The 24,996-nt window shown below is 38.8% G+C and carries 20 protein-coding genes; 8 read left to right on the top strand and 12 right to left on the bottom strand.

Translation table 11 applies throughout. The features are described 5' to 3' along the window. Positions 1-43 precede the first annotated feature (43 nt). The 4 genes from UABAM_RS00200 (at position 44) to UABAM_RS00185 (ending at position 4,034) form a co-directional block, all read left to right on the top strand. Complete coding sequence (locus tag UABAM_RS00200; RefSeq protein WP_151965974.1) at positions 44-997, top strand: hypothetical protein; 954 nt, start codon at positions 44-46, stop codon at positions 995-997. A gap of 10 nt (positions 998-1,007) precedes the next feature. Then, on the top strand, positions 1,008-2,561 hold the full coding sequence (locus tag UABAM_RS00195; protein ID WP_151965973.1) for a CocE/NonD family hydrolase: 1,554 nt from the start codon (positions 1,008-1,010) through the stop codon (positions 2,559-2,561). A gap of 16 nt (positions 2,562-2,577) precedes the next feature. Continuing rightward, complete coding sequence (locus UABAM_RS00190; RefSeq protein WP_151965972.1) at positions 2,578-3,441, top strand: 3-methyladenine DNA glycosylase; 864 nt, start codon at positions 2,578-2,580, stop codon at positions 3,439-3,441. Positions 3,442-3,548: 107 nt separating this feature from the next. After that, positions 3,549-4,034: a thioredoxin family protein gene (locus UABAM_RS00185; protein WP_151965971.1), complete on the top strand. Its 486-nt coding sequence runs from the start codon at positions 3,549-3,551 to the stop codon at positions 4,032-4,034. A 35-nt stretch (positions 4,035-4,069) separates the two neighbouring features. Here the strand turns inward: UABAM_RS00185 and UABAM_RS00180 are convergent, their stop codons facing one another. Further along, positions 4,070-4,366: a hypothetical protein gene (locus UABAM_RS00180; RefSeq protein ID WP_151965970.1), complete on the bottom strand. Its 297-nt coding sequence runs from the start codon at positions 4,364-4,366 to the stop codon at positions 4,070-4,072. Between the two features lie 229 nt (positions 4,367-4,595). On the opposite strand from UABAM_RS00180, the gene wecB reads away from it, so the two are divergent. Beyond that, the gene (gene wecB / locus UABAM_RS00175; RefSeq protein WP_151965969.1) at positions 4,596-5,684 is read left to right on the top strand and encodes a non-hydrolyzing UDP-N-acetylglucosamine 2-epimerase; all 1,089 of its coding nucleotides are present in this window, start codon (positions 4,596-4,598) and stop codon (positions 5,682-5,684) included. Beyond that, positions 5,681-6,643 carry an NAD-dependent epimerase/dehydratase family protein gene (locus tag UABAM_RS00170; protein ID WP_151965968.1) on the top strand — a complete coding sequence of 321 codons (963 nt, stop codon included), beginning with the start codon at positions 5,681-5,683 and terminating at the stop codon, positions 6,641-6,643. Before wecB ends, UABAM_RS00170 begins: the two co-directional genes overlap by 4 nt. 9 nt (positions 6,644-6,652) lie before the next feature. Here the strand turns inward: UABAM_RS00170 and UABAM_RS00165 are convergent, their stop codons facing one another. The 4 genes from UABAM_RS00165 to UABAM_RS00150 are packed head-to-tail and all read right to left on the bottom strand — an operon-like array spanning position 6,653 to position 11,487. Beyond that, a complete protein-coding gene (locus UABAM_RS00165; protein WP_151965967.1) occupies positions 6,653-7,792 on the bottom strand; it encodes an SGNH/GDSL hydrolase family protein in 1,140 nt (379 codons plus the stop codon). A 19-nt stretch (positions 7,793-7,811) separates the two neighbouring features. Then, positions 7,812-9,317, bottom strand: coding sequence for an oligosaccharide flippase family protein (locus tag UABAM_RS00160; RefSeq protein WP_151965966.1), 1,506 nt, complete (start codon positions 9,315-9,317; stop codon positions 7,812-7,814). A gap of 52 nt (positions 9,318-9,369) precedes the next feature. Further along, positions 9,370-10,665 (bottom strand): SGNH/GDSL hydrolase family protein, encoded by a 1,296-nt coding sequence (locus UABAM_RS00155; RefSeq protein WP_151965965.1) that lies wholly within the window; start codon positions 10,663-10,665, stop codon positions 9,370-9,372. Positions 10,666-10,686: 21 nt separating this feature from the next. Further along, positions 10,687-11,487, bottom strand: coding sequence for a hypothetical protein (locus UABAM_RS00150; RefSeq protein WP_151965964.1), 801 nt, complete (start codon positions 11,485-11,487; stop codon positions 10,687-10,689). Between the two features lie 214 nt (positions 11,488-11,701). Between UABAM_RS00150 and UABAM_RS00145 the strand changes: the two genes are divergently transcribed. Next, entirely contained in the window at positions 11,702-13,258 is a 1,557-nt protein-coding gene (locus tag UABAM_RS00145) for an MBOAT family O-acyltransferase (RefSeq protein ID WP_151965963.1), read from the top strand. Between the two features lie 10 nt (positions 13,259-13,268). After that, complete coding sequence (locus UABAM_RS00140) at positions 13,269-14,408, top strand: glycosyltransferase family 4 protein (RefSeq protein ID WP_151965962.1); 1,140 nt, start codon at positions 13,269-13,271, stop codon at positions 14,406-14,408. Here the strand turns inward: UABAM_RS00140 and UABAM_RS00135 are convergent. The 7 genes from UABAM_RS00135 to UABAM_RS00105 form a co-directional block, all read right to left on the bottom strand. After that, on the bottom strand, positions 14,405-15,253 hold the full coding sequence (locus UABAM_RS00135; RefSeq protein ID WP_151965961.1) for a hypothetical protein: 849 nt from the start codon (positions 15,251-15,253) through the stop codon (positions 14,405-14,407). The genes UABAM_RS00140 and UABAM_RS00135 overlap by 4 nt on opposite strands. Further along, positions 15,250-16,344 (bottom strand): glycosyltransferase, encoded by a 1,095-nt coding sequence (locus tag UABAM_RS00130; RefSeq protein ID WP_151965960.1) that lies wholly within the window; start codon positions 16,342-16,344, stop codon positions 15,250-15,252. Before UABAM_RS00130 ends, UABAM_RS00135 begins: the two co-directional genes overlap by 4 nt. Then, a complete protein-coding gene (wzy, locus tag UABAM_RS00125) occupies positions 16,344-17,711 on the bottom strand; it encodes an O-antigen polysaccharide polymerase Wzy (protein ID WP_151965959.1) in 1,368 nt (455 codons plus the stop codon). The genes UABAM_RS00130 and wzy overlap by 1 nt, the downstream gene beginning before the upstream one ends. A gap of 142 nt (positions 17,712-17,853) precedes the next feature. Next, positions 17,854-19,041: a glycosyltransferase family 4 protein gene (locus UABAM_RS00120; protein ID WP_151965958.1), complete on the bottom strand. Its 1,188-nt coding sequence runs from the start codon at positions 19,039-19,041 to the stop codon at positions 17,854-17,856. After that, positions 19,038-20,879, bottom strand: a complete 1,842-nt coding sequence (locus UABAM_RS00115) for a polysaccharide biosynthesis protein (RefSeq protein ID WP_151965957.1) — start codon at positions 20,877-20,879, stop codon at positions 19,038-19,040. Before UABAM_RS00115 ends, UABAM_RS00120 begins: the two co-directional genes overlap by 4 nt. An 18-nt stretch (positions 20,880-20,897) precedes the next feature. Then, positions 20,898-22,868 (bottom strand): alginate lyase family protein, encoded by a 1,971-nt coding sequence (locus UABAM_RS00110; RefSeq protein ID WP_151965956.1) that lies wholly within the window; start codon positions 22,866-22,868, stop codon positions 20,898-20,900. After that, a complete protein-coding gene (locus tag UABAM_RS00105; RefSeq protein WP_151965955.1) occupies positions 22,865-24,976 on the bottom strand; it encodes a bi-domain-containing oxidoreductase in 2,112 nt (703 codons plus the stop codon). Before UABAM_RS00105 ends, UABAM_RS00110 begins: the two co-directional genes overlap by 4 nt. Positions 24,977-24,996: the final 20 nt, after the last annotated feature.

Raw genomic sequence — 24,996 nt, 5'->3', positions numbered from 1 at the left:
AAAACAACACATTCTTCTACCCAAGATAACTATGGGAGGAAACATGAAAACTTATTTTACTTTTTTTTTATTGATTGTTGCCATTTGTTCGTGCAATCAGCACACCCCTTCGCAAAAAAAAGTAATTTCTTTCCATAAAGAATTTCAGAGGGGCCCACTTACCATTAGCATTGACTTTTCACCGGAAAAACCAACAATCGCCGACAGAATACTATTTGAACTTCGCGTAATAGCTCATAAAGACTATGACGTGAAGATGCCAGAGTTTGCCGATAACATTGGCAACATCTTCTATGTTTTCTCTTTTTTTCCGCAACAGGTAAAAGTAAAAGACCAAAAACATACATACACCCACAACTACGAGCTAGAAGCATTGGTGTCCGGTAAGGTAACGATTCCCGCTTTAAAAATACTGTACAATAAAAATAAAACTACAGGCAAAGAGTTTACAGCAATGACCGATCCTATTGAAGTAGAAGTCAAAGCAATAGAACTTGACAGTAGTAAAAAAGATATTTATGATATTCAAAATGTAATGTCACTTCGCGCGTCGAATTTTTACCTATTATTGGCATGTATTGCCGTAGGAGTTATTTTACTTTTTTTCGTTGTAAAGGCCATAACGCCAAAATCTCAGGACGAAAAGCAGCCAGAAGATCGACGTAGCCCGGAAGAAATTGCCTGGGAACAACTCAAAGCGTTACTCGAACAACAGCATATCGAAAACAAAAAATACCAGGAATTCTACTTTGCATTGACGATGATTGTACGTCAATACATTGAAAAAAAATACGACATGAAAGCTTCCGGACAAACAACAGAAGAATTCTTAGACGAAATCAAACAATCGGAGATCTTTGATGCAAAACGCAAACGCGATTTCTCAGAATTCTTAGAAGCCACCGACTTTGTAAAATATGCAGCCCAAGATCCACAAGAAAAAGAAGTCACTGTTGTTTTCGAAGCGGCCAAAAAATTCATGAATTTACAAACCTAGGGGACAATCTATGAAACACTTAGTGTTTATTTTCCTCGTCACCGCACTTCTATTTGCTGGCGAGTACAAATACCAAGACAACATCTCCGTTTTATCCGCAGATGGCACAAAACTTTCAGCCAATGTATTTACTCCGGAGGGAGAAGGTAAATTCCCAGCCATTATTTTTCCCAATAGTTGGGCAATGGACGAAGATCAATACTATGTACAGGCAGCTCTATTTGCGGAAAAAGGATACATCGTATTTAGCTACAGCTCTCGTGGTTGGGGAAAATCGGAAGGTAAAGTAACAGTTGCCGGACCACAGGATATGGAAGACCTGAGTGCTTGTATTGACTGGGTCATTGCCAATACACCTGTAGACAAAGACAATATTGGAATTAGCGGGATATCTTACGGCGCAGGTATTTCTCTACTGGGACTCGCTCACGACGAACGCATCAAAACCGCAGCGGCAATGAGCGTATGGGGAGACTTGATTACCTCACTTTACGGTAACGAAACACCACACGTTGTTTGGGCCACCGTACTTTTGGGGTCAGGATACCTCACCGGCAATATGGACCCGATGATCTACAAGCACTACCAAAATTTGGTGAAAAGACAAAACATACCGGAAACCATGGCATGGGCCAAAAAAAGATCTCCGCTTTACGTGGTAGATAAAATCAACAAACGCAATGCTCCGGTGTACATCAGCAACAATCTCCAAGATGAAATGTTCCAACCAAATTCGGTGATTCGCCTCTACGAAAAGCTCAACGTTCCCAAACGCTTAGACTTAAATCTTGGCATACACGCTTCCGCGGAACTCGGTGGTTTAGTGGGTATTGAAAACTATGTATGGAAAAACGCCCACATGTGGTTTGATTATTGGCTAAAAGGGCAAAAAACTGGTATCATGCAACAACCACCTGTGACCATGGCGGTCAAAAACACCGGAGAACGCGATTCTTTTCCCGCATGGCCACACAAAAGCATTAAGACCAAGGAGTACTTCTTCGGCGAGCGCACGATATTCAAAAACGGCAAGCTACTAGACGTTGCTCCTACAGAGCTAGGTAAAGATGGTATTTCCTCGGGAATACTATCGGGGATCTCTACCGGAGTACCAATTATTGGCGCTATTTTCGAGGCACATACTCCGATTCCGATTATTACTTTTCTACCAACAACAAATCCACTGATCTCTATTTATTACCAAAGTGCACCTCTAGAAGAGGACTTTCAACTACGCGGAACTCCGCAAGTCGAAATGTGGATTAAGCCATCGAAATCGCAAATACAAATGATCGCTCACCTGTATACGGTTGATAGCACCGGCTTTGCTACCTTGATCACTCACGCTCCGATTACCCTACATGATCAAACACCTGATGAGCCTGTCAAAGTGACCTGGGATTTGGTCACCACCTCATATGACTTGGAAAAAGGCGAGAGATTTGTGATCGCTATCGACAACTATGATCTCAACTACAAAAGCCCAGAGCATTATTTTGATACAGAGATCTTGTGCGGCGAAGAGTATAAGTCAAAAATAACTCTTCCTTACACAGAAAAATAGTCAACGAGAATAAACGATGCAAGTACTTACCGAAGAAAAGTGGCACCAACAAAGTAGAGAGCTAAAAAAAAGAATAGACAACTTGCTCAAGAACTACTTTAGCAATAGAAGCAAGAGTACCAAGCATCCGGTTATCGACTTTTTATTTGAGTATTATTCGTTTCGTTTTTCGGAATTAAAATCGTGGAGTCCCGGTATAGGAGTGATTCTAACTGGAGACTCTGCGTCCGATTTACTAAAAAATCATCTGTACAAAAAACACAATGACGGTGTTACACTTGATATAAGCAAAATTTCTCCTCAGCGCAAAAATACCATTTCGTGGATTATCGATCTATTGCAGCAAACGAAAGAGCGCTCTCCTTACCTAGGATGCCTAGGACTTCATGAATGGGCGATGGTCTACGGTCAGCAAAAGACACGTCACAACTTACCACTGCGCATGTCACCACAACAGATAATGAATTTCGTGGAAAATAGTCGCATTCGCTGCACACATTACGATGCATTTCGCTTTTTCACCAAACCCGCCAAGCCGTTGAATGAGCTAAATCCCACCAAACAAACGCGCCGCGACTTTGAACAACCAGGCTGTTTACACGCCAATATGGACCTCTACAAATGGGCACACAAATTCTATCCGTGGATCGCCAGCGACATCATTGCCGATGCTTTTGAATTGGCATGGAGGATTCGCGAAGTGGACATGCGTGCCAGTCCTTATGATATGAGTGTCATGGGATACGAACCTATTTGCATTGAAACCCCCGAAGGGCGTCAGCAGTACACGCACTTACAACGACAATTTTTCACCGAAGCGCAACCCTTACGCGAAAAATTAATCGTTGCTTATCAAAATATACAGCAAATGCTTACATAAATAGCGAAAAAACCCTTCTTTACAAACGAGCAAATATAGCACATAATAATGTTACATTTGTAAATCGTTTCGAAAAATAAGGAGGCTGGCTCGCGCCAGAAACTACTATGAAAAACATTTGCTACTTACTAGTTGTTTTATTGCTTTGCATGCCGTGTTTTGCTGATAGAGAAGTCAAGGACGAGAAAGTACATGACCTGTGGATCACCGATATGGCCAAGGCAAAGGAACTTGCCAAGAAACACAAAAAACTCATCATCATCGACTTTACCGGAAGTGATTGGTGCTATTGGTGTATCAAATTAAAAAAAGAGGTTTTCAATCACAAAGAGTTTAAAGACTATGCAAAAGAAAATTTCATTTGTCTAGAGTTAGACTTTCCCGCAAAGAAAAAATTACCTGCGAAGCTAAAAGAGCAAAATGATAAGGCCAAAAAGAAGTACGGTATTCGCGGCTATCCCACCATTATCATCACCGATCATGAAGGCAACGAAGTTGCGCGCACAGGATACAAAAAAGGTGGACCAGTAAATTACGTAAAACACCTAACTGCTATTTTGGCAGAATATCATCAAAAGAAAAAGCAGAAATAATCATCATTGTCATTCCGTTTTAGGCGGAATGACAATCACTCCACCTCTTTTCGTTGCACAAGATACACCAGTGGTCCGATCACTCCAAACACCATCGACAGCAAAATAAAAGGTACTGCCGCCACCCATGACTTACCGCTTTTTTGTACATCAAATATAATCCATATGTCGATGAGCAATACCGATATCGCCAAGTCAAGATATAACTGTATGGCGGGAAGACTGGAAAAAGCAACTTCAAAAACACTCCAATAGCCATCATTGAGGACAATATAACCTGTGTAAGCACCAAAACCAATAAGAAGTATTGCGAAGAGTAATTTCATTTTCATCTGTTTATCCTGTCAAAAACATTCTGTTAATCCATCAAAATTTTTTTGGAACTCTCTCCATGTCCGTATTTTTTTCGCCAAAGCAAACTGATGTTGTCAGTTACACTATGACAAAAATAAAACTACATTTTACTTTCTTTATCCACTCATACAAATTATATTATTTATTTATCAAATACCACCTAAAGTCTATGGTCTATTTATTCGAGACCAAATATGGGATAACATAATGCATACATTAATCGTCGCCGGAGCGCGTCCAAATTTTGTAAAAATAGCCCCTCTCATTCGCGAACTCAAAAAACAACGAACCATTACTTGGAAGCTCGTTCACACTGGACAACACTATGACTACCAAATGTCGCAATCTTTCTTTGAAGAACTAGAAATACCAAGTCCTCATCATCACTTACAAGTTGGGTCGGGATCCCACGCAGAGCAAACGGCCAAAATAATGATGACCTTTGAAAAAATTTGTCTCGAAGAAAAGCCACGAATGGTGATAGTGGTCGGGGATGTAAACTCCACTATTGCGTGTGCCATTACCGCCAAAAAGCTACATATTGAGGTGGCGCACATTGAGGCAGGGCTTCGCAGCGGTGACTTTTCTATGCCAGAAGAAGTAAATCGGGTTTTAACCGATGCCATTACCGATTATTTCTTTGTTACAGAGAAAAGTGCGATCGAAAATTTACATAAAGAAGGAAAAAAAGCGCAGCATATTTTTTTTGTAGGTAACATCATGATCGACAATCTCCACTACGGTTTACAAAAAGTAGGAAATACCACCAAAGACTCCCACGTGGTGATCACCATGCATCGTCCGTCTAATGTCGATGACAAAGACAATTTGCAACAAATATTGCAAGCGATAATAGAAATTGCAAAGCAAAAAAAAGTGTATTTTCCCATGCACCCGCGAACGCAAAAAAAGATAGAAGAGTTTTCTCTACAAAAATTGCTAGAAAACGATAATATAATGACGTCTCCTCCCTTATCTTACCTTGAATTTTTGCGTCTATGGAGCACAAGTAGTTTGGTCATCACCGATAGCGGTGGACTACAGGAGGAAACCACGGCTTTGAGAATTCCATGCCTGACCATTCGCGAAAATACAGAACGTCCGGTAACATTAACCCATGGCAGTAATACTCTTGTGGGAACTGCAACGCAAAAAATATTAGATGTTTATCAAAAACTGGAAAATAATCAAAATTACCAAGTCCCAGAACTATGGGACGGTAAGACGGCACAACGTATAATAACTATTCTTCAAGAAATAAGTGCGAAAACCTCGCTTGAAAGAAAGTCAATATGAATATACTCATTACGGGATCAGCTGGTTTTATCGGAATGAATCTAGCACACAGCTTACTCAAACGTGGAGAAACGGTTATCGGTGTTGATAACTTAAATGATTACTACGATATCAATTTGAAAAAAGCGCGCAACGCTGTTTTGCAGAAATATGAAAACTACCGCTTTCACTTGTGTGACATTGGCAACACACAACAAATACAGCAAGTTTTCCGCGAAGAAAAAATCGATACTGTAGTACACTTAGCCGCCCAAGCGGGTGTACGCTACAGTATCGAAAATCCTCATGCTTACATTTACACAAACGTCACGGGTTTTCTAAATCTATTAGAATGTTGTCGTGAGCATAGTATTGCGAAGGTGATTTATGCCTCCACCTCGAACGTATACGGAACAAATAGAGACTTTCCTTGTCGTGAAGATGCCATTATCCGTACGCCAAGTAGTATGTATGGCGTTAGCAAAATATGCTCAGAACTCATGGCGCATTCTTACTATCACCTTTATGACATGCAAATGATAGGCTTGCGATTTTTTTCAGTATACGGCCCCTGGGGACGGCCTGATATGGCTCTATTTATTTTTACGGAAAAGATCCTAAAAAATACGCCCATAGATGTATATAACAATGGTGATATGTGGCGTGATTTTACTTACATCGACGACATCGTTGCGGGAGTTGTGGCGACAATAGACCACGATGATTTAGGAAAATATGAAATTTTTAATTTGGGCAATCACAAATGTGAATATTTGCTCGACATGATTTCTATTTTGGAAAAAACTTTAGGTAAAAAGGCACAAAAAAACCTTATGCCCATGCAACCAGGAGATTTTCAAAAAAGCTACGCGTCCATAGACCGAGCGCAAGAAAAGCTAGAGTTTTCACCGACAACATGTATAGAGGAAGGTATTCCTAAGTTTGTCGAGTGGTACTTAGATACCTACCAAAACTCATAACCCTCGTTTTCAGCGAGATTTCCCCATTAGATGTGGACGAGAACTCAAATATTCATATAAAAATTTAGCCGTTAGGCTGTGACCATACTCGTTCCAATGCCCGTCATACACAAAATGGCTGCGCTTTTCTGTGCTTTTGAAATCTTGCTGAAAATACTTCAATAAAGACGCCTGTTGGATGTTGTGCTTCTTACAAAAACCATATAGAAATGTATATGGATAGTAAAAATCGTATTCCTCTAGGGACAAATTAGGATATGTTTTCTTGTAGTTTACTCCTGTTTCCTCGCCCATCAGAGCTTTGTCATCGAGGACTAAACACAAGAAGTTTATATTTTTTTCCTGGCAAATTTCATTCATTCTTTTAAGACACAAGGACGTGATCTCCACCGCTTCTTGCCAATCTTTACCTTTGTTTCGTACATATAAACCCAAATGAGATGGGATGCCTTTACGCGACGAACGACCTTTACGAAATGTAGATAAATTTTGCTTAAGAAAACACAAAAGTTGCGAAGACTTGTACAAGGTATAAAACCACCCATTCAAAGAGGCGTTTTGTTGCGCGTGAACAAAAGACAACCCGTTTTGTTTGATTTGGTAATAAGGCATGTGTACATCCTTTTTTAATAAAAGATGACTATCGCCAAAATCATTCCCCGGCAAAAGTGCTAATATCACCAAGTCCGGTTGGTATTTCAATCCGTATTCCTCAAATACCTTTAGCTCCTGCGCTGTCCCCCAACCAGAACGAGCGATGGCAACCACTTCATATTTTTTATCTGCGGTGTTTTGATTGAGTTGTTTCTGTAGAATATTAAAGAAAAGTTCATGCCTCTTTACGTGTACTCCTTCGACAAAAGAATCTCCCAGCACTAAAATACGAAAAGTATCTTTACTCTTTTTGTATGTGTATTCAAAATCATGATAACCGGCACTGTTTGTCAACACGACATTGTCAAACTCCATGCTGGAAAATCTCGCCTGTTGATTGGGAGCCATAATCGCACCCATCATAGAGTTAGGGACCCACTTTACTGTAGATACTTTTATATTCGGAGTAAGCCTCAATAACATTTCACTTAGGCTCAGTCCCAAAAGTATAGATAAAAGTATAAAGCATATTTTTTTTATTTTGCGTTTTGACAATAGAAATACCTCGAAATTGCTAGAAGGAAATAATATGTTGTTTTTCTTTTTTACTCAGTACAAAAAACCAGCAAATGCTCCATATAAAAAGATAACAAAGAGCCCCTAAAAATATAGCGATGATTATACCAACGGCAAAAGTATTTTTGGCAAAAAAGAGCATGGTGATGGTGGAAAACAATAATACAATCATCACCAAAGTAAACCGGTGAAAAAAATGTATTTTGTAGAAATAGTAAACTTGCAAAGCTCTTAGGATGTTGACGAAAAATAAGGTGCATATTGTCGCCAATGCCGCGCCATTTATATTCCACAAATGTATGAAAAAATAGCCAAGAATTACGTTAATCACCGCCCCACAGGCACTATTAAATGCATGAAGGTAAGCTTTATCGGTCATCGATAAGATAAGATTAAATCCACACGTTAGCAAGAAAAAGCCTTGTCCAAGCAATAATATTTGCATAGATACAGATGCTTGCATAGCCTCTTCATTAAATATTTTTAATATCAACTCAGGAAAAGAAATAAAAACAGCTAATGCTGGAAAACCAAGTAACATCGAAAGCTTAATACTGTGGAGGTATACCGTATGAATAGCGGCGTAATTTTTTGTCTGATAATGCTTAGAGGTGATCGATGGTAGCATATTCAGAGTAATCGCATTCACACTGCCAATAATATTCGCCAAAGATTTTGACAGTCTGTATATTCCGGTGAGCGTGTTGTTGGTAAACATCCCCAACAACAATACATCGATTAAATCGTTGGCTTGTACAAAAATGTTTCCCCCCAAAAACGGAATGCAGTACGTAACAGCATTTTTCACTTCGCGGGCGTGCGCGTGTAGAAGACGTATGTTTTTATAACCCGCGTAGCTTGGAATGTCATTCAAAGAGCATAGTTTAGAAAAAGAGTACGCCGCAATAAAATACAACGCTATTCTCGACGTAGCGTATGTACAAATGACAACATAGATACTACTTGGAACAATGGGGAAAAATAGAAAGATACACAACAACACTATTTCAATAATAGGTGACACAATATCTCGGCCAAAAGAGATATAAAAATTGGTTTCGAAGCTTGTGGTCATAAATAGTGAAAGATCTGCGGACCCAATAAGGGGTAAAAACAGTAAAAAAAACATAAAAACGTAGGTTGTTGTTAGTGAAAGATTTAAAAACAACACCACAATTGCGGCAATAGCGCTCACTATTGTTCCCGCTAAAACGGGAACCACAATACTTGTCCAGTACATTGCCCACAGAGCCTCCGCTTGTTTGGCCATACGAAACTCCACGCAGTATTTTACCAAACAACGCAGCCCCATGGTTTGTAGCGTACTTAAAATGAGTATGTAGCTCAAACAAAGAACAAATAGTCCATACGATTCGAGTCCCAAGTATTTTATTTGCAGTATGATAATGAAAAACTTAGAAAACCTTTGAAATAGAATCCCTATACCTGTGATAAAAATGTTTCTACTGACTGTTGCAAGATCATTGTGTTTTTTTTGTTTCATGTTTCACTACTTTATTCATTCCAAGGTTTTTTTAAGCGAAAAACCATTTTGCTTATTTTTGCAAGATTTTCCATTTACTCACGATCGCGTCTTGTAAATGAATCACAATCTGTTGACAGCCACGAATGTTAAAATGACAGTCATCGTAAAAAGTAGACTCGTTTTTTGGTAGTAAGGAAGCCAAATCAACGCATGCTACATTATGAGCTTTACAAACATTTTTCAGAGTATTGTTGTATTCCGTAATTATTTTAGCTAAAGTTTCGGGCGTATAGGCACCGCCACTGGTGTGTTGCCAAATGAGTTTTTTTAATTCCTGCGAAATATTCTTTTGGTACATTGTTGGCTGAGTGAGCAAAATAAGTCGCTGTTTTTTTAAGGAACAGTGGTGAATAATCTTTTCCAAATTCGATTTGTAAAGGTCTAAGGCATATGCAAAATTTTCTGGTATGGTGGTGATTGTATTTTGCTGTAGTAATTTTTTTCTCCTATTACGCAGCGAATTATACCATTTTCCCTGTGCATCCCTTACCGCAAAACTAGATCTGGCAAACGCTGTTTTCAATATTTGTATTAAATAAGAATGATGATAGTACGCCCCCTGTGCGCTGCTTCCCGTAAGAGATTCTTTCGGAACTAGAGTGATACGCTGTTCATAATTGTTGCGCAGAAATGTTCCCATATCATTGATCCCACACAAGATGACAACGATACCAAATTCATCTGCTAGTTTGTAGTGTTGTAATTGATATAAATGATGGAGAGTGAAATGGCCACTCCGTCCAGCATTTGCAACAAGTATCGGCCTTGTCAATGTTTTAGACAATGCTGTCCCTAGTAACCATGGCCAACTTTTTTCGTCGGTAACATAACGGCACTCTGTCGTACTACCTCCCACGCATAAAATACGATCACCACGTGAAGTGGGCCACAATTCTGGAGCGCGAACACCTAATTTGTTGACGGAAAAAGTAACCTTTCCTTCAATACCTGGCATGTTGTTTCCCGCAACAGATTCGACTCTCATTGTTGGCAATGGTACCCGTGGATTCTCATCCCCTAACAAAAAAATACCAAGCTCCAACATGAGAACAGGAAATAATGATGCGTACACAATTAAAGCCACTTTGATACTTAGGTCTCTCCTTCTGCTTACCAGCAAAATGGCTAGCATGTAAGCACACAACAAAACAAACACCATCATATCTATTTTACGCACTAAGAGAAATCCAGCTTTAGAAACGTTGATGTATAAAGCAATAAAATGTAGTAGTACAGGAAGAAATAACAATACAGCAACCAACAACGATGCTGGCATATATACTTTTTTTTCGATATTTTTTGTCAAAATAACTAACCTTTCCGCGTTTCACTCTGGATCTTTTACTTTATTTAATTTCGCGATAGAACGTGTTAACTTTTTCGCCCCTTGTTGTGAAGGGTGTATATGATCAATAAACATTCCTTCATCTAAAATGTTATACAAATTGTATACCGTGATGTTTAAATTGCGTTGCACCTTATCTAATTCAGACTGCATGTCGCGGTAAAATTGGGCTGAAGTACTCTTTTGAAGATACGGATGCTCCGGTAAAATAACTAGAGTAAGAGGTATATTTTTTTTCTTTAAATACCCCGAAAATTGTTGCAAAAATCGCATGCGATTTTTGTTTACAACAAACTTCTTTCGTTCTCTATGATATTTTTTTTGTAGTTTTCGTAACGCTGTTGAAGAAATTTTCTTTACATATGGGCGAGGATAAAAGACATTGCGTTGTGCATTCTCCAGTTTTAGATCTTTACGTAGCAACGAGCGGAAAAAGGTGTTCACCCCAGAAAAAACAATCCAACGCGAATACATATTGTGTTGAAAAAAAGATCGATTATAAGATTTTAGTGTTTTTTCCCCACCACATTCTTTTATAATGGATGATGCAGCATGTGAAAGTTGGTAATCATACATAAACAAAGAGTTTATGTTGCTAGGCGGGATATTATTCATCTCATATAACAGAGTTTGGGGGCTACAGCCTAAAAATAGGCGGCTTGGCTTCGAGATGTTTTCAACAATGAAAAGACTTTCAAAAAAAGATTGTCCAGGAGTGGACAAATTTAAAGCCACTTGATTGTTTTTAAGTTGCGAGTAGTATCCAGCATCTATTCCGTTCATGACGACACTGTTCCCCAAAAATATTGTACTAATATTTATGGATGGGTTATCCGCAAAATACTTTTTGATGTATAAAAATCTTTTGCTTGAATCGGGAAAGTAAAAAAAGGCCAGTGGACATAACAATAGAGCTATTGTAGAACCGGTCACCATACTTAAAACCGCGATAAAAAATTTTGTTTTTTTCATATTTTTAGTAGTAAGTGATAAATTAATGTTATTCCCAACAATAGAATTTAGTATTTTTATTACGTTGTTAATACTAACAATATATGTCGCAAATTGCGATAGTTTGTACAAGGCTTTGTTTACAATAATAACCTGTGCCGTCTTTTATGCGAAAAAGTCACTACAATACAAACTATTTTTACTCGCCATTGTGGGTTTACTATTACTGTTTTTTATTATATTCACTCACAACAAAAGTACAAGACGCAAAATAATATTGTTAGCGGCGAGTTACATTTTTTACATGTACTGGAATCCTGCCTTTATTTGTCTTATCTTGTTTTCGACCATCGTAGATTACTATCTTTCTATTCTCATTGCAAAATCTCCTCCCTCCAAGAAAAAAACGTTTTTACTCATGAGCATTTTTTGTAATTTGGGAATTTTGTTTTTCTTTAAGTACGCAAACTTCTTTCAAGACAACCTTTTATTGGTCATGAGAATTTTTGGTTATGACCCATCCTGGACCTCTTTAAACATTATTCTTCCTGTCGGAATATCCTTTTATACATTTCAAACAATGAGTTATACAATAGATGTATACAAAGACGAGCTGGCGCCGTGTTCGTCGCCATTAGATTTTGCATTATTTGTCAGTTTTTTCCCACAACTGGTCGCTGGTCCTATCGTTCGCGCAAAAGAATTTTTGCCACAGTTGAAAATTCCTATCAAGCTAAATTGGGACACAGAAAGTCTTTTTCTAATAGTACGCGGATTGGTCAAAAAAGTGATCATTGCCGATAATATTGCGATGTTTGCCGACTTCATTTTTACATCTCCCCAAGGGTTTAACAGTACAATTATTTGGTTTGCCACGATCTGCTTCTACATACAGATTTACTGTGATTTCTCCGGCTACTCGGACATGGCAATTGGCATTGCCAAAATTTTAGGATTCCATCTCCCCCTCAACTTTGATCGTCCTTATTTCGCAACAAATCCATCTATGTTTTGGAAAAAATGGCACATTTCTCTATCAACCTGGTTAAGAGATTATCTATACATTCCACTTGGTGGTAATCGTCAAGGAACAATACTCACATACCGTAATCTTATGCTGACAATGATTTTAGGCGGCTTATGGCATGGAGCAAGCTGGAATTTTATTTTATGGGGTTTTTTACATGGTTTTGCTTTAGTACTGTATCATGTGTGGCAAAAACGGTTCCAAAAAAACTTTCAGCATTTTGTCTTTAAGTTAATGGCTTTTTTTGCCATGCAAGTGTGGGTTTTACTTACCTGGATTACATTCCGCGTTACGGACTTTGCCGATATGCTGTATTGTTTACAAAAGTTTGTTATTTTTGATTTCAACTTTCAGTTTCGCAATATTGGTTTGGGTACATCTTCTCTGTTTTTAAGTGCACTACTGGTATTGTTTTTCTACATGTTGCACCTATATTCCTTTTTTTGTGGAGGAATAGACAAACTGCTCGCCAAATTGCCTTTATGGAAAATGAGTCTGTTGTGTGTGATGATTGGAATGATTCTATTCGCCCTGTGGCCCATACAAGACAAACCATTTATTTATTTTCAGTTTTAGAAAGAATGTGATGATTATTGCTTTTGACGGATCAAATATAAGAGCTGGGGGAGGAGTAACGCACCTTACAGAACTGTTAAACCACTGTACGCCTGAGAAATACAATATTGAAAAAGTAGTTGTTTGGGCCCCTAGTGCCACTTTACAACTTATTGAGGATAAAAAATGGTTACATAAAATTAGTCATCCATGGCTAGACAAATCTTTACCCTCTATACTTGCTTGGCGTTGGTTTTATCTCGCCAAACACCTGCGAAATTGCGACTTATTAGTTTCGGTAAGCGGTAATTACACAGGTAACTTTCGACCTTACATTTCTTACTGCCGTAATATGCTTGTTTTTGAAAAAACAGAACAGCAAAGATATTCTCTATTGTCCCTAACAAGGTGGCGTTTCAAGATGCTAAATTTCGTGCAACGCCGTTCGTTTAAAAATGCCGATCTTGTCATTTTTCTTTGTGAATATGCGCGCCACAAGGTATTGGAGTCGACAACATTACGCAACAGTAAAATTATACCTCACGGAGTTTCTCTTTCGTTTCGCACAGAACATCGGCAGGAGGAGAAAGAAATAAATTCTTATTCGCAAAACGAACGCTATAAATTCTTGTATGTTTCGATCGTCAACTTTTACAAGCACCAATGGAATGTTGTCAAAGCATTCGACAAGTTAATCAAATTGGGCTATCCATTAGAATTACACTTGGTAGGAGGTGCCTATCCTCAGGCATTGCAAAAACTAAATGAGTCGTTACAAACAATTCAACCTAATGACCAATATGTACACTATCATGGTAAAGTAGGTTATAAAGAAATACATCGTTTTTACAGTATGGCAGATGCCTTCATTTTTGCTTCTACTTGTGAGAATATGCCAAACATCGTTTTAGAGGCAATGGCAAACAGATTACCAATAGTTTCTTCGCACTATCCGCCCATAAAAGAACTACTCCAAGATGGTGGGCTATACTTTAATCCTCTTGAAGAGGAAGATATCGTGCAAAAAGTAAAAGATTTTATTTGCAATAGAGATTTACGAACAACGTTAGCACAAAAAGCATGGCAAAGATCGCAAGACTACAGTTGGCAACGTTGTGCTCAAGAAACATTTATGGCGGCAAGTACCATGATTACTTCTGACACTCGTTAGTTCGCCTTGGAAGAAAAAGCGCCCAGAACCAAGTTTTTAACCTCAACGCCACCGTTTATTTCTTTTTCCAGAAAAATTTCGTCTTTTTCTATGCGAAAAATACACGCCTTTTCGCCCTGTAAGTCGTGGATTACCGCCAAGTAACCAGGATTCTTTATAAAAGAGAAAACATTGTGTAGAGCCTTCACGATATTTTCGTCGCTAAAATAGCATTTGTTCAACAAATTAGCCACGATCACAATGTCTGCCTTATCTCCATCCCATGTGTCAAAGATATCAAATTTTTTCACAGTGATGCTATCACCACATTTCTTTAACTCGGGATTGACCAACTGCACTTTGGTTTTTGTCTTACCTGAGTCCACAAAAAGTTTATAGATTTTTTTCGCAAAAAATTTAAAAAGAGCGACAGACTCTTTGTCGCCAGGGTAAATAACAAAATAGTTATTTGCCATTAGTATACACTCGTCTTTGTCATTAAAAAAATAATATGTATTTTTAGAATGATAATAACTCACTTCCATGTTTAGGTCTGTTATGTAGTAATGCGAAAAGTTCCCATGGCAAGCTTCCATAACATCCATAGATGTGGTACCATCAGATGCGCCAATATCTACGATGGTTGGTTTTGCAAAAAGAGTCGATAGGTAACTATTCGTTAATGGATGGCGATCACTTTTTGTAATTTTATACACGTTATCAAAACAAAAAGCGGAAACCGATTGAGAAAATTCATTTCTGGATAAATTTTCTTGCGCTACTTTCCGGGGGTCATACGCAGATGGTAGATATTTCGTGAATAAACTCCCCCATTTATACTTGTTCAATCTTATTGGATATTTCATTTTTCACCTTGATAAACATCTAAAATTGCGGCTATGTTTTTCTGTAAACAAAAAGGCGTGTCTTGCAAGTTGATATCGTGTTTTTTTTGCATAATATCTAAAGATCTTTGGGCCCATTTTTTGGTTGGTTCTGCCAGAGAAAGAGAATAAACGTTGTTACAATGGTGAGATATTTCTTTGACACCTGGAATATCGGAAGCTAACACAGGGAGACTAACGGCACAGGCCTCCAGTACAGCTCCCGGTAATCCTTCAAAAAAAGAAGGAAACAAAAATAAATCCGACGTTTGTAAAAAAGGAAAGATATTTTGGTGTACTCCGGCAATAATTACCTTTTCGTGTATCTTTAAATCTTTACACAACTCGATTATTCGATGTTCGATGCCCTCATTGCGCCGACCGATGAGTAGTAAATATGCATTGGGTTTTTGTAGCTGAATTTCATAAAATACTCGAACAATCATCTCATGGTTTTTTACAGGAACCATACTTCCAATATGAGTAATTAAATAGTCCTTTTCAGGTATAGCAAACTGCTGTCGTATATCTGTATTATTTGCTTGGTGTGCCAAAGTTAAGTCAATGCCATTGTAAATAACTTTACAACGGTCGTCGCGGTATTTGCTCCACACTTTATCCATAGCTCCATTGCAAACGGCAAGAATGTCTGTCGCGTATTTGTAAATAAAATGGTTCATTCCCCAGCGAAAACATCTTCTATAAATACTTTGTTGTTGTTCGTATGAACTTCGCAAATGCATAATGCGTTTACGAACACCTGCTTTATGAGCTAAATAAAGTATGTAACCTGAAAACGGATAAACATGCGAATGGACAACATCATACTTTTCCGAACGAAGAATATCGAAGAAATGCTTACGAAAGGAAGGATTTTTTTTTGATAGATAAAATATTTTGCACCCTAATTGTTGAATATGAGAATCCAGCGTCCCTTTTTTATTCACTAGAGAGCAAATGTCGAACTGATACAAAGATTTGTCAACATATGCGATGATATCGAGTGTTCTTTTTTCTGCTCCACCGTAAGTGGTACTGCCAAAAACATGCAAAATTTTCATTTTTTTTGGCATTACTTTTTCCTTACAAAGAAAATTATTTGATTGCTGGAGAAGATAATAATTGCTGCCCAAATAATATATCTTAATAAAGCGGCTTCCGCACGTATCCAAAGAAGTAAAATAAACACGATAAAGGAGGACATTGCGACCCCTCGCTCCGTGTATATATTACCTTCACATTTACGATTCCAAACCGTTGTTATATAACCAAGGAAAAAAAACCCAATTAGTATCCCCCAAATTCCAAATTGACTGTAAAACTCCGAAATTTGGAGGTACCCTAACCCTCCTGTTTTTCCAAACGCATGAGGATTTAAGTACAATGTTAGCCAACTTCCTAAATTCGCGTTTCTTTCGGTGATATTTTGCTTTGTGATATTTGGTAACACCCTCAATACAGCACTAACATAGCGTTTTCCATATTGAAAATTCTCCATATTAGGGATAATCATCATGGTACCTGAGAGAGTTTGGATACTCTGTCCCATTTCCATAAATCCCTGTAGAACAGTGGGGGCATGCCCATAAACATCCGTAGCACTTTGATCTCGTACTTGTTTCACAAATGGAATAAAAAAGACAATGACAAGGCCTAAAAGAAATATTTTGCTATGTTTAAACTCGTACTTACCCGTGACTCGCAAACAAAATAAAGCCGCGAGTAAAAAGCTTAGAGTCGGTCCTCGACCACCCGAAACTAAAAAAACAAAAAAGGAAAATAGAGCCGCTATATGCGGTAAAATAAGATTTTTCTTATGCCAAGCACTATAGATCATCATATTAGACAGTGGAAGAATACAATATGACAGGACAACAAAGTATCTAAAGTCAGACTCAATTAGCATTATATGCCGGTCTTTATAACTAGAGGTAATAGCGGCAAAAACGATTTTATAAGAATACATCGTATATACAGCCGACAAAAAAAACAAAGTTGCACCAACTATCAAAATAGGGGATACGTCTTTAAACTCACGTTTTTCAAAATACCCGTTCTCCGTCTTTTTGCCAAGTAGGGCACAAGAAATTCCCCACTCAAAACTTAAAACCGCCAGCAGAATACTTTTTGTTGCAAGGATCATGTAATTTTCATCAAACCATTTTAGGCGATCAAAAGCGCTCTCATAACCTAAACCATAAACGAATACGCTACCTGATGTAAAACAAAAAGTAACGATTAGATACAGTTGCGGAATAGATAAAACGTGCAGTTTAAGGACAACAAGGTTATAGATTCCAAAAAACACAAATACCAGTGTTAGAATATACGAAATGCTATATAGAGATATATCAAATAGATTTGTATACCAGTCAAGAGTGGATATGGATACGAACGCTGCTAAAATAAAAATGCTGGCAAGTAGAATGTATTTTTTCATACTAAAAACTTACGAAATATAGTATTTGGTAGGATAAATTTTATTAGGGTGTCATCAAATAAAATTTATCTAATTAATGACACGCTCTAGTATACAACGATCTATTTTTTGGGTAAAGAACAAAATATCATATACCGTTTACCTAGTATCGAAACATTTCTACCAATTCCTCGGCAATGACTTCTCTTTCAAAGTACTTTTTCACATACCTAAAAGCATTCTCACCTTGTTCCTTTACAATGTCAAGGTTTTCCGAGTAATCCACAATAGCGTTGGCTAACTTTTCACTATCCCCAGGTGGGACAAACACTCCACCATTTGCATTTTCAATCACCTCGCGAATAGCACCATCAATTGCCAAAACAGTCGGTAATTTTGCCGCCATGTAGTCAAAAACCTTGTTGGGGTATGTCGTTTTAAACAACGAGATATCTTTTAACGTAGCAATGCCCAACGACGCTTCCGCAAGAATACTGGGGATTTGCGATTTGGACTGAGGAGGGAATAAGTATACGTTGTTGAGTTGCTGTGTCTTTATTTCTTCTGCAAAAGATGAAAAGCGCATTCCCCCCCCCATCAACACAATGGCGATCTCTTGTTGTTGCAATCGTTCAGCGGCCGCTAATATATTTTCAATATCATTTGCAATGCCTAAGTTACCAATGTAAATCGCGATAAACTGTTCTTTTACCCCGCGGTCGCGAAAAAAAGATGTTTGTTGTTGTATTTCGAAGTCTTTGGTAATCACACCGTTGGGAATTATCGCCACTTTTTCTGGGGCTACATGCCTTTCTACATATGGCACAAACCCAGGGGAATTCACAATAATTTTATCACTGAATTTATACAGAATCTTTTCCCATATTTTAACAGGGGTGATGAGTAGAGAACTTTTCACCAGACCTAATTCTTTCGCAAAATCAACCCATAGATCACGTACCTCAAAATAAAATTTTTTGCGTCGTATTTTTGCCACAACAAAGCCGGTAATTGCTTGAAAAATGGGTGGAGAAGTTCCCCAGATCACATCAATTTTCTTTATGGTCAACGCCGTCCACAAAGAACTCACCGCAAAAGATAAAAAACTTAAGGCCCGAGAAAATATACTGCGGTGTACAGACTGAAACGCTGCACAATAAAAAATTTCTATGCCATCGCGAATCTCGCGTTTTTTGTCTTTCTTTTTGCCGGTTAAATAGTCAATACGCGAAGCAATAACACAAACAGAAAATCCCCTTTGCACTAGATGTTTGGCAAGTTCATAGTGCCGTGTTCCTCCTGGTTCGTCTGGAGTAACAAATATTTGGTGAATGAGTAGTATTTTTTTCATATCTCAATCTCAGGGATTAGCTCACGGAAAAAATTGACGATGCTCTCTTTTTGATTCTCATCGCGTAGCTGTTTCAGTTTTGCGATAACTTCTTCAGCTTCTGTAAAAGGCGACGTTGTATTGTTTACGTGTAGTATTTTTGGATACGTCGTTTTGTCGCACAGTTCTTTTTCGTAGTTGAGTTGCTCGTATAATTTTTCCCCTTTGCGAATTCCCACAAAGTTTATCGCAATTTCATCTTCACCAATACCATGCAGCGCCAATAAATTCTTCGCTAAATCCAGTATTTTGATTGGATTTCCCATATCTAAAATAAAAATATCTCCTGATTTACCCAATGAAAATGCCTGTAGCACGAGTTGTGCTGCTTCAGGTATTGTCATAAAGTAGCGCTCCATATCTGGGTGGGTAACCGTGATGGGTCCGCCCTCTGTTATTTGCTGTTCAAATGTCTGGATCACGCTGCCTCGGCTGTTGAGAATATTGCCAAAACGAACACAAACATAGGCTCTATCGTACTTGCGTGCGGTCCAATGTACAAAAAATTCGGCAATGCGTTTTGTCGCTCCCATAATACTTTTAGGGTTGACCGCTTTATCTGTCGAAATGAGTACAAATTTTTCCACATCGCTTTGGACGCATGCTTGCAATAAATTGTAAGAACCAAGGATATTGTTATCAATAGCCTCTCCTGGATTATCTTCCATCAACGGTACGTGTTTATGCGCTGCGGTATGGAACACAATGTTGGGAGAGTATTGTTGCAAAATGTTGACCATTTTGTGTGGAAAACGAATATCAGCGATCACGGGAATGAGTTCCACAGAGGTTTGCTTTTGCAACTTCTTGTGAATCTTAAAAATAGAATTTTCCCCATGACCAAGTAGTATGACTTTCTGTGGATTCAAACTAAGTAATTGCTGGCAAAGTTCACTACCAATGGAACCTCCCGCCCCCGTCACCAAAACCGTATTGCCTTGTATTTGTTCTTGTACTTTCGCCATGTCAAATACAATCGCTTCTCTCTGCAGCAAATCTTCGACATTTATTTTGCGAATTTCGTATGCGGGGAAATCGTTACTGGCCACTATTTTATAAGCATTGGCCACTACTTTTACTTCAATTTTATATTTTTTTACGGCGGTAACTATTTTTTGCGTTACCATTCCTGTCAGGTCTGGCAAACAAATAATCACTTCTTCTATATGATACTTCTCGACAACACTAGCAATAGAGTCTATGGAACCGAGAATCGGCTTGCCCTCTATTTTCATTCCGCGTTTTTTGGGATTATCATCCAGGAAACCATACACATGATTTGTTTTTAACGTATTTTTCATTACCGTACGCGCAATATTACACGATCCAATCAGCAACGTTTTTCTTCCGCCATTCGATGCCGCTTTATAGGCATGGACGTGTTGCGCAGAACGCAAACTAAAACGTACACTTAAAAAAGCGAGCAGCGTTAAAATACTATGTATAAAAGGTACGGAAAGCGGTAAGTTCTTCAAATACACAAAGGGATACATCGTACTTTGTGTAAAATAAATACGCGAAGCGAAGGTAATGGCAATCAGTACAAGACTACACATTACAATTACAATACAACTAGACAAAAACTCATGTATGCTCGCCTCTGCCCAATAACGGCTGTAAACACCAGTAATATAAAAGCTACACAAATAAACAATGACGGCGCAAAGAGTGTAGACCATAAGCGGTACAAAAAACAATGTTTCATGGAGATGGAATGTCTCTAAACGCAGTACAAGTGCTAAGAATGGTGTTGCCAACAATAGTAAAATATCGAAGAAAAAAAAGTGTCTATTTCTCATAACAATATGTAGTATTCATTAAAAAATTTCATTATCTGTAAAATGAGAGACAAAGGTAACAGAGTTGCTTGTGGTGATGGCTCGAATAGAAATCGCTTTTTCTACATGCCCGTAAAATTGTGAAAGCCACCCTTGTTTATCATTTGCATTTGCTACCTGCACGAAAAACTCCGCATCAGAAGAGGATTCTATTTGCAAGTAGTAATTCCCTTTTGTAGTTTGTAATCTTATTTTTAAATAATTGGCATTTTTTTCGACAATTGTAAAATAAAAAAAAGTGATTAGCCAGTGCAAAACATATTTGTGCGTTTTTTTTACTTTTAAGCTATCTTTTACCTCCCAAGCGTTATTTTCATAGCGCACATCACGCTCATGCACTACACCAGCATAGCCATAATGCTCACCACACATTTGTCTTTGGCGATAACAAAGTAACTTTGCCTTTGTCCAGTATAGCCATTTAAAAGGACGCAGCAGGTACATTTGATTTTTATCGTCCACACTTATCGTGTTATGGCTATGCGTGCCCATGAAGTATTTGTGATCTTCTTTTTGGTAGTATGAATATGTTCCCGCGTCAACAGCGATGGGAATATCACGCCAACATATGTCCACATGAAGTTGATCGGCCTGCCCAAAACGATCGATCACTGAGCCACAACGAAAAATGGCAAAATTTTGTTGATCCACACGCAAGGTATGCAAACCTGCCGCGGGAAAGGATTTGGACGACAACTGTGGTGGCGATATGGAAGCTTGTACGCTTTCGCGACCGAAAAGAAAAAACAATTCTTCCTCCCACGGACCTCGAACAAATAAACGTTTCCCGCTTGTTAAATATTTTGCCGCAGAAAGCAGCGGCCGAAAATCTCGGTAGCCACACTGTGTCCATGGACAAAACAAAGCACCATCATTGCATCCCCAATTGTTCAAGTGCCCGTTGGTGCTATTCATGAACGCCAATAAGTAATCGCTACTTTGTACCACAAGATCATAAACTTCTGAGCTAATTTCATCGCCGATGCTTTCCGCAATGCGGCAATACCAAATGTAATAGTGCAATGCCAAACGATGATATGTATGCGAACTTTGGCAATAACCACCATCTGCGTAAAACTGGTTCAGGCAATCGCTCTGTAAAATTTGTTTTCCCAAAGCACGCCATTTTTTGGTCTTAGGAAGCCACGGAAACAAAGAACCAATCGCATACAGCCCCAATGCCTCTCCGATGAGATGGTTATTGTGCACCGCGTACCTAGCATAGTGGATTTCGCGATAAATATGTTCTGCATGTAAGTAAAGTAATTGTTGCAAACATTGGAAATCCTTTTCGCCAAAACACGATGCTTGGCGAAAAATGTATAGTGCCCATATCCACGCCAACGAACGAATGGCCAATTCTTGTCCATTTGCCCAATTGGCACCTGCACGATAAGGATTCTGTTCTTTCCAGTCATGTAGTTGCTGAAAAAATGCGGCGGCGTACTTTTCGTCTCCGCTAAGTAAGTAGGCGCGCACTAAAAAATATACATGGGGAAAACGATTGAGTTCCCACACCAATTTGATATCTCCGCACTCTTTCGCATGAGAGTATATCTGTGAGTAATGAACGTCTTTTGGCCACGAAACTCCGCTTTGCGGATTTTTATGCCAGTCGATGGGATTGCCATAGTCTCCCCACCACTTACTAAAACAAAAAATTTGTCCGTTTATCGCACAGTCGGCATATTCGATAATTTTGTTTTTGTCATCATCACAGAACATCTCACAATAGGCATTTTTCGTTTCCAAGCATGTAAAATCAGGACCGAAAAAGGCTACCCGTTGTGTTGACCATTCTTGTAAAGAAATGGTTGCCATCAACTTTGAATTTTTTTTAACAGGGCGCGTGTACGGCAACCATTTACGTGCAATTTCGTACTTTATGCGAAATACGGATTTGCGCCATCCTAAGTCTTTTAACTCTGCAAATAGGTATTTCCACTTCATAGAGAAATCGCATTTCCCGTCTTTAAAGATTCCATTGCCGCAAAACTCGTCTTGGTCACTTGGTACATCTCAGCGAAAGAAATACACGATTTTGCATTTTGCAAACTGTCGAAAAAACACTGTACTTCATTGCTGTGCCCCTTGTCTTGGTTTCGCAAATGGAATTTGCGAAAAGAAGGATAGCCATAACCGCGCAGTTGTTTAAAATTATCTAAGATCAAAATTTTACCGTTGCAGTAAATTTCCACTTTTTCCTTTGGATAGCTCTTATGTCCGTTGCTCCAATAATGGATCGTAGCAATCGACTTGTTGGCAAAAGTCAACTGCAAGGTGACATTGTCTGCATTACTTTGTATACTCGTAGCGTATACACTGGTAATGGTACTTTGGGCAAAAAATAGCGCCAGATCAATAAAATGGCAACCTTCACCGACAATTCGTCCTCCCCCCACTTTTAAATCCTGCAACCAGTGATCGGAAGGCAAAAAGCCACTGTTTACTGTGATATGGATACATTTTGCAGCATTTTCATTCGCCAGTAAGGACTGTATTTTTTTACTGTGTGGTGCAAAACGACGGTTGAAACCCACAGTGAATAGTATATTGTCTAACTTTTTATACGCAGCGCTAATCTCATCGAGTTCTTTTTCATGGATGCAAAGTGGTTTCTCAACAAAAGTGTGCTTTTTATAACGAAAACATTCGAGAATCATCTGTGCGTGTAGGTGGTGAGGCGTTGTAATGAAAATAGCATTGATCTTTTCGTCCTTGAGTAGATCTTGGTAATTACTCGTGGCATAACCGATGTTGTATTTTTTAGCTAAATGACTAGCATTTAAGCCACGTTGGCTAGCAATTCCGACCACCTGCACCTTTTGTTTACGCAGAATAGGTAGCAAGGTGCGTTTACTGAATACCCCCGCACCAATAATTCCAACAGCGATTTGCTGTTGTTGTTCCTTATGTGTCACAAAATCAATTCTTGTCTCACGATTTTTTTGTGCCGCATACTGTAAAACAACCCCCAAAGTCTTTTCCTTACTAAGAATTTTATCGTATGCGGTTTGTGCTTCTTCTAAACGAAACTTATCGGAAACTAGGGGCAAAATGTGTAGCTTTTGTTGGGAAATGAGCTGCAAAATTGTCTGAAAATTGCGATTCTCTGTCCAGCGCACATAGGCAATGGGATAATCATGGCCCTTTTCTTCGTATAACTTGTCGTATCTACCGGCTCCATAAGAGCACGACACCTGAAAAGAAAGTTCTTTTTCATAAAAAATATTGCGTGGAATATCGAGGCCAACCACTCCCACCAATACAATTCTTCCGCGCTTACGACACATAGCGGCACTTTGAACAATCGGTTCATTGCTGTGCGTTGCGGCAGTGATGACCACCCCGTCAACACCGTTTCCTCCAGACTCCTCGATCGCGTAGCTAACAACATCCGTGTCTGGTGTAATGTGCAAAGCCTTTATTCCCAATTGTTGTGCGATTTGAACACGTGTTGCGTCCATATCTGTGGCGAGAACATTGACTCCCGAACTATGTAAAATTTGAGCTGCTAACTGGCCAATGACTCCCAAACCAACAACAACGACGGTCTCGCCAATTGTAGGCTGGCATAGACGAATTCCCTGGAGGGCAATCGCACCCAATATAGTAAAAGCGGCTTGTTCATCGTCGACGTTATCAGGTATTTTCGCACAAAGGTTTTGCGGTATGCTAACAAATTCTGCATGTGCCCCATTGGAGACGACCCGGTCTCCCACTTGAAAATTTGCAACATCTTCTCCCACCGCAACAATACGACCGACATTGGAATAACCGAGAGGCATTGGTTCGTCTAAACGGCTAAAAACCGCTTCCATCGTCGGCAAAAGCCCTTCTTGCTGAATTTTGTATAAAACTTGTTTTACTTTATCAGGCTGCTGGCGCGCCTTACCGATCATTCCCGCGCGACCAAATTGCAAAAGCATGCGCTCCGTACCTGCAGAAATGAGGCTAGTGGCTGTCTCGATGAGTAGATGCCCTTTTTGTAAACTAGGTTCCGGTAATGTCGCGATACTAATTTCACCTGTTTTTAAATTTTGTAATAGTTGTTTCATGTTATTTATCTAATTTTGTA

This window comes from Candidatus Uabimicrobium amorphum, assembly GCF_009002475.1.
GTDB classification, from domain to species: domain Bacteria; phylum Planctomycetota; class Uabimicrobiia; order Uabimicrobiales; family Uabimicrobiaceae; genus Uabimicrobium; species Uabimicrobium amorphum.
This window is presented reverse-complemented; position numbering and strand designations above follow the sequence as displayed.

Excerpts from the sequence above, each read along its gene's own strand:
- UABAM_RS00145 (WP_151965963.1), top strand. The coding sequence starts at position 11,702 with ATGTTATTCCCAACAATAGAATTTAGTATTTTTATTACGTTGTTAATA.
- UABAM_RS00135 (WP_151965961.1), bottom strand. The coding sequence starts at position 15,253 with ATGAAATATCCAATAAGATTGAACAAGTATAAATGGGGGAGTTTATTC.
- UABAM_RS00105 (WP_151965955.1), bottom strand. The coding sequence starts at position 24,976 with ATGAAACAACTATTACAAAATTTAAAAACAGGTGAAATTAGTATCGCG.
- UABAM_RS00140 (WP_151965962.1), top strand. The coding sequence starts at position 13,269 with ATGATTATTGCTTTTGACGGATCAAATATAAGAGCTGGGGGAGGAGTA.
- UABAM_RS00115 (WP_151965957.1), bottom strand. The coding sequence starts at position 20,879 with ATGAGAAATAGACACTTTTTTTTCTTCGATATTTTACTATTGTTGGCA.
- UABAM_RS00180 (WP_151965970.1), bottom strand. The coding sequence starts at position 4,366 with ATGAAAATGAAATTACTCTTCGCAATACTTCTTATTGGTTTTGGTGCT.
- UABAM_RS00200 (WP_151965974.1), top strand. The coding sequence starts at position 44 with ATGAAAACTTATTTTACTTTTTTTTTATTGATTGTTGCCATTTGTTCG.
- UABAM_RS00150 (WP_151965964.1), bottom strand. The coding sequence starts at position 11,487 with ATGAACGGAATAGATGCTGGATACTACTCGCAACTTAAAAACAATCAA.
- UABAM_RS00195 (WP_151965973.1), top strand. The coding sequence starts at position 1,008 with ATGAAACACTTAGTGTTTATTTTCCTCGTCACCGCACTTCTATTTGCT.
- UABAM_RS00190 (WP_151965972.1), top strand. The coding sequence starts at position 2,578 with ATGCAAGTACTTACCGAAGAAAAGTGGCACCAACAAAGTAGAGAGCTA.
- UABAM_RS00110 (WP_151965956.1), bottom strand. The coding sequence starts at position 22,868 with ATGAAGTGGAAATACCTATTTGCAGAGTTAAAAGACTTAGGATGGCGC.
- UABAM_RS00170 (WP_151965968.1), top strand. The coding sequence starts at position 5,681 with ATGAATATACTCATTACGGGATCAGCTGGTTTTATCGGAATGAATCTA.
- wecB (WP_151965969.1), top strand. The coding sequence starts at position 4,596 with ATGCATACATTAATCGTCGCCGGAGCGCGTCCAAATTTTGTAAAAATA.
- wzy (WP_151965959.1), bottom strand. The coding sequence starts at position 17,711 with ATGAAAAAATACATTCTACTTGCCAGCATTTTTATTTTAGCAGCGTTC.
- UABAM_RS00120 (WP_151965958.1), bottom strand. The coding sequence starts at position 19,041 with ATGAAAAAAATACTACTCATTCACCAAATATTTGTTACTCCAGACGAA.
- UABAM_RS00185 (WP_151965971.1), top strand. The coding sequence starts at position 3,549 with ATGAAAAACATTTGCTACTTACTAGTTGTTTTATTGCTTTGCATGCCG.
- UABAM_RS00130 (WP_151965960.1), bottom strand. The coding sequence starts at position 16,344 with ATGCCAAAAAAAATGAAAATTTTGCATGTTTTTGGCAGTACCACTTAC.
- UABAM_RS00160 (WP_151965966.1), bottom strand. The coding sequence starts at position 9,317 with ATGAAACAAAAAAAACACAATGATCTTGCAACAGTCAGTAGAAACATT.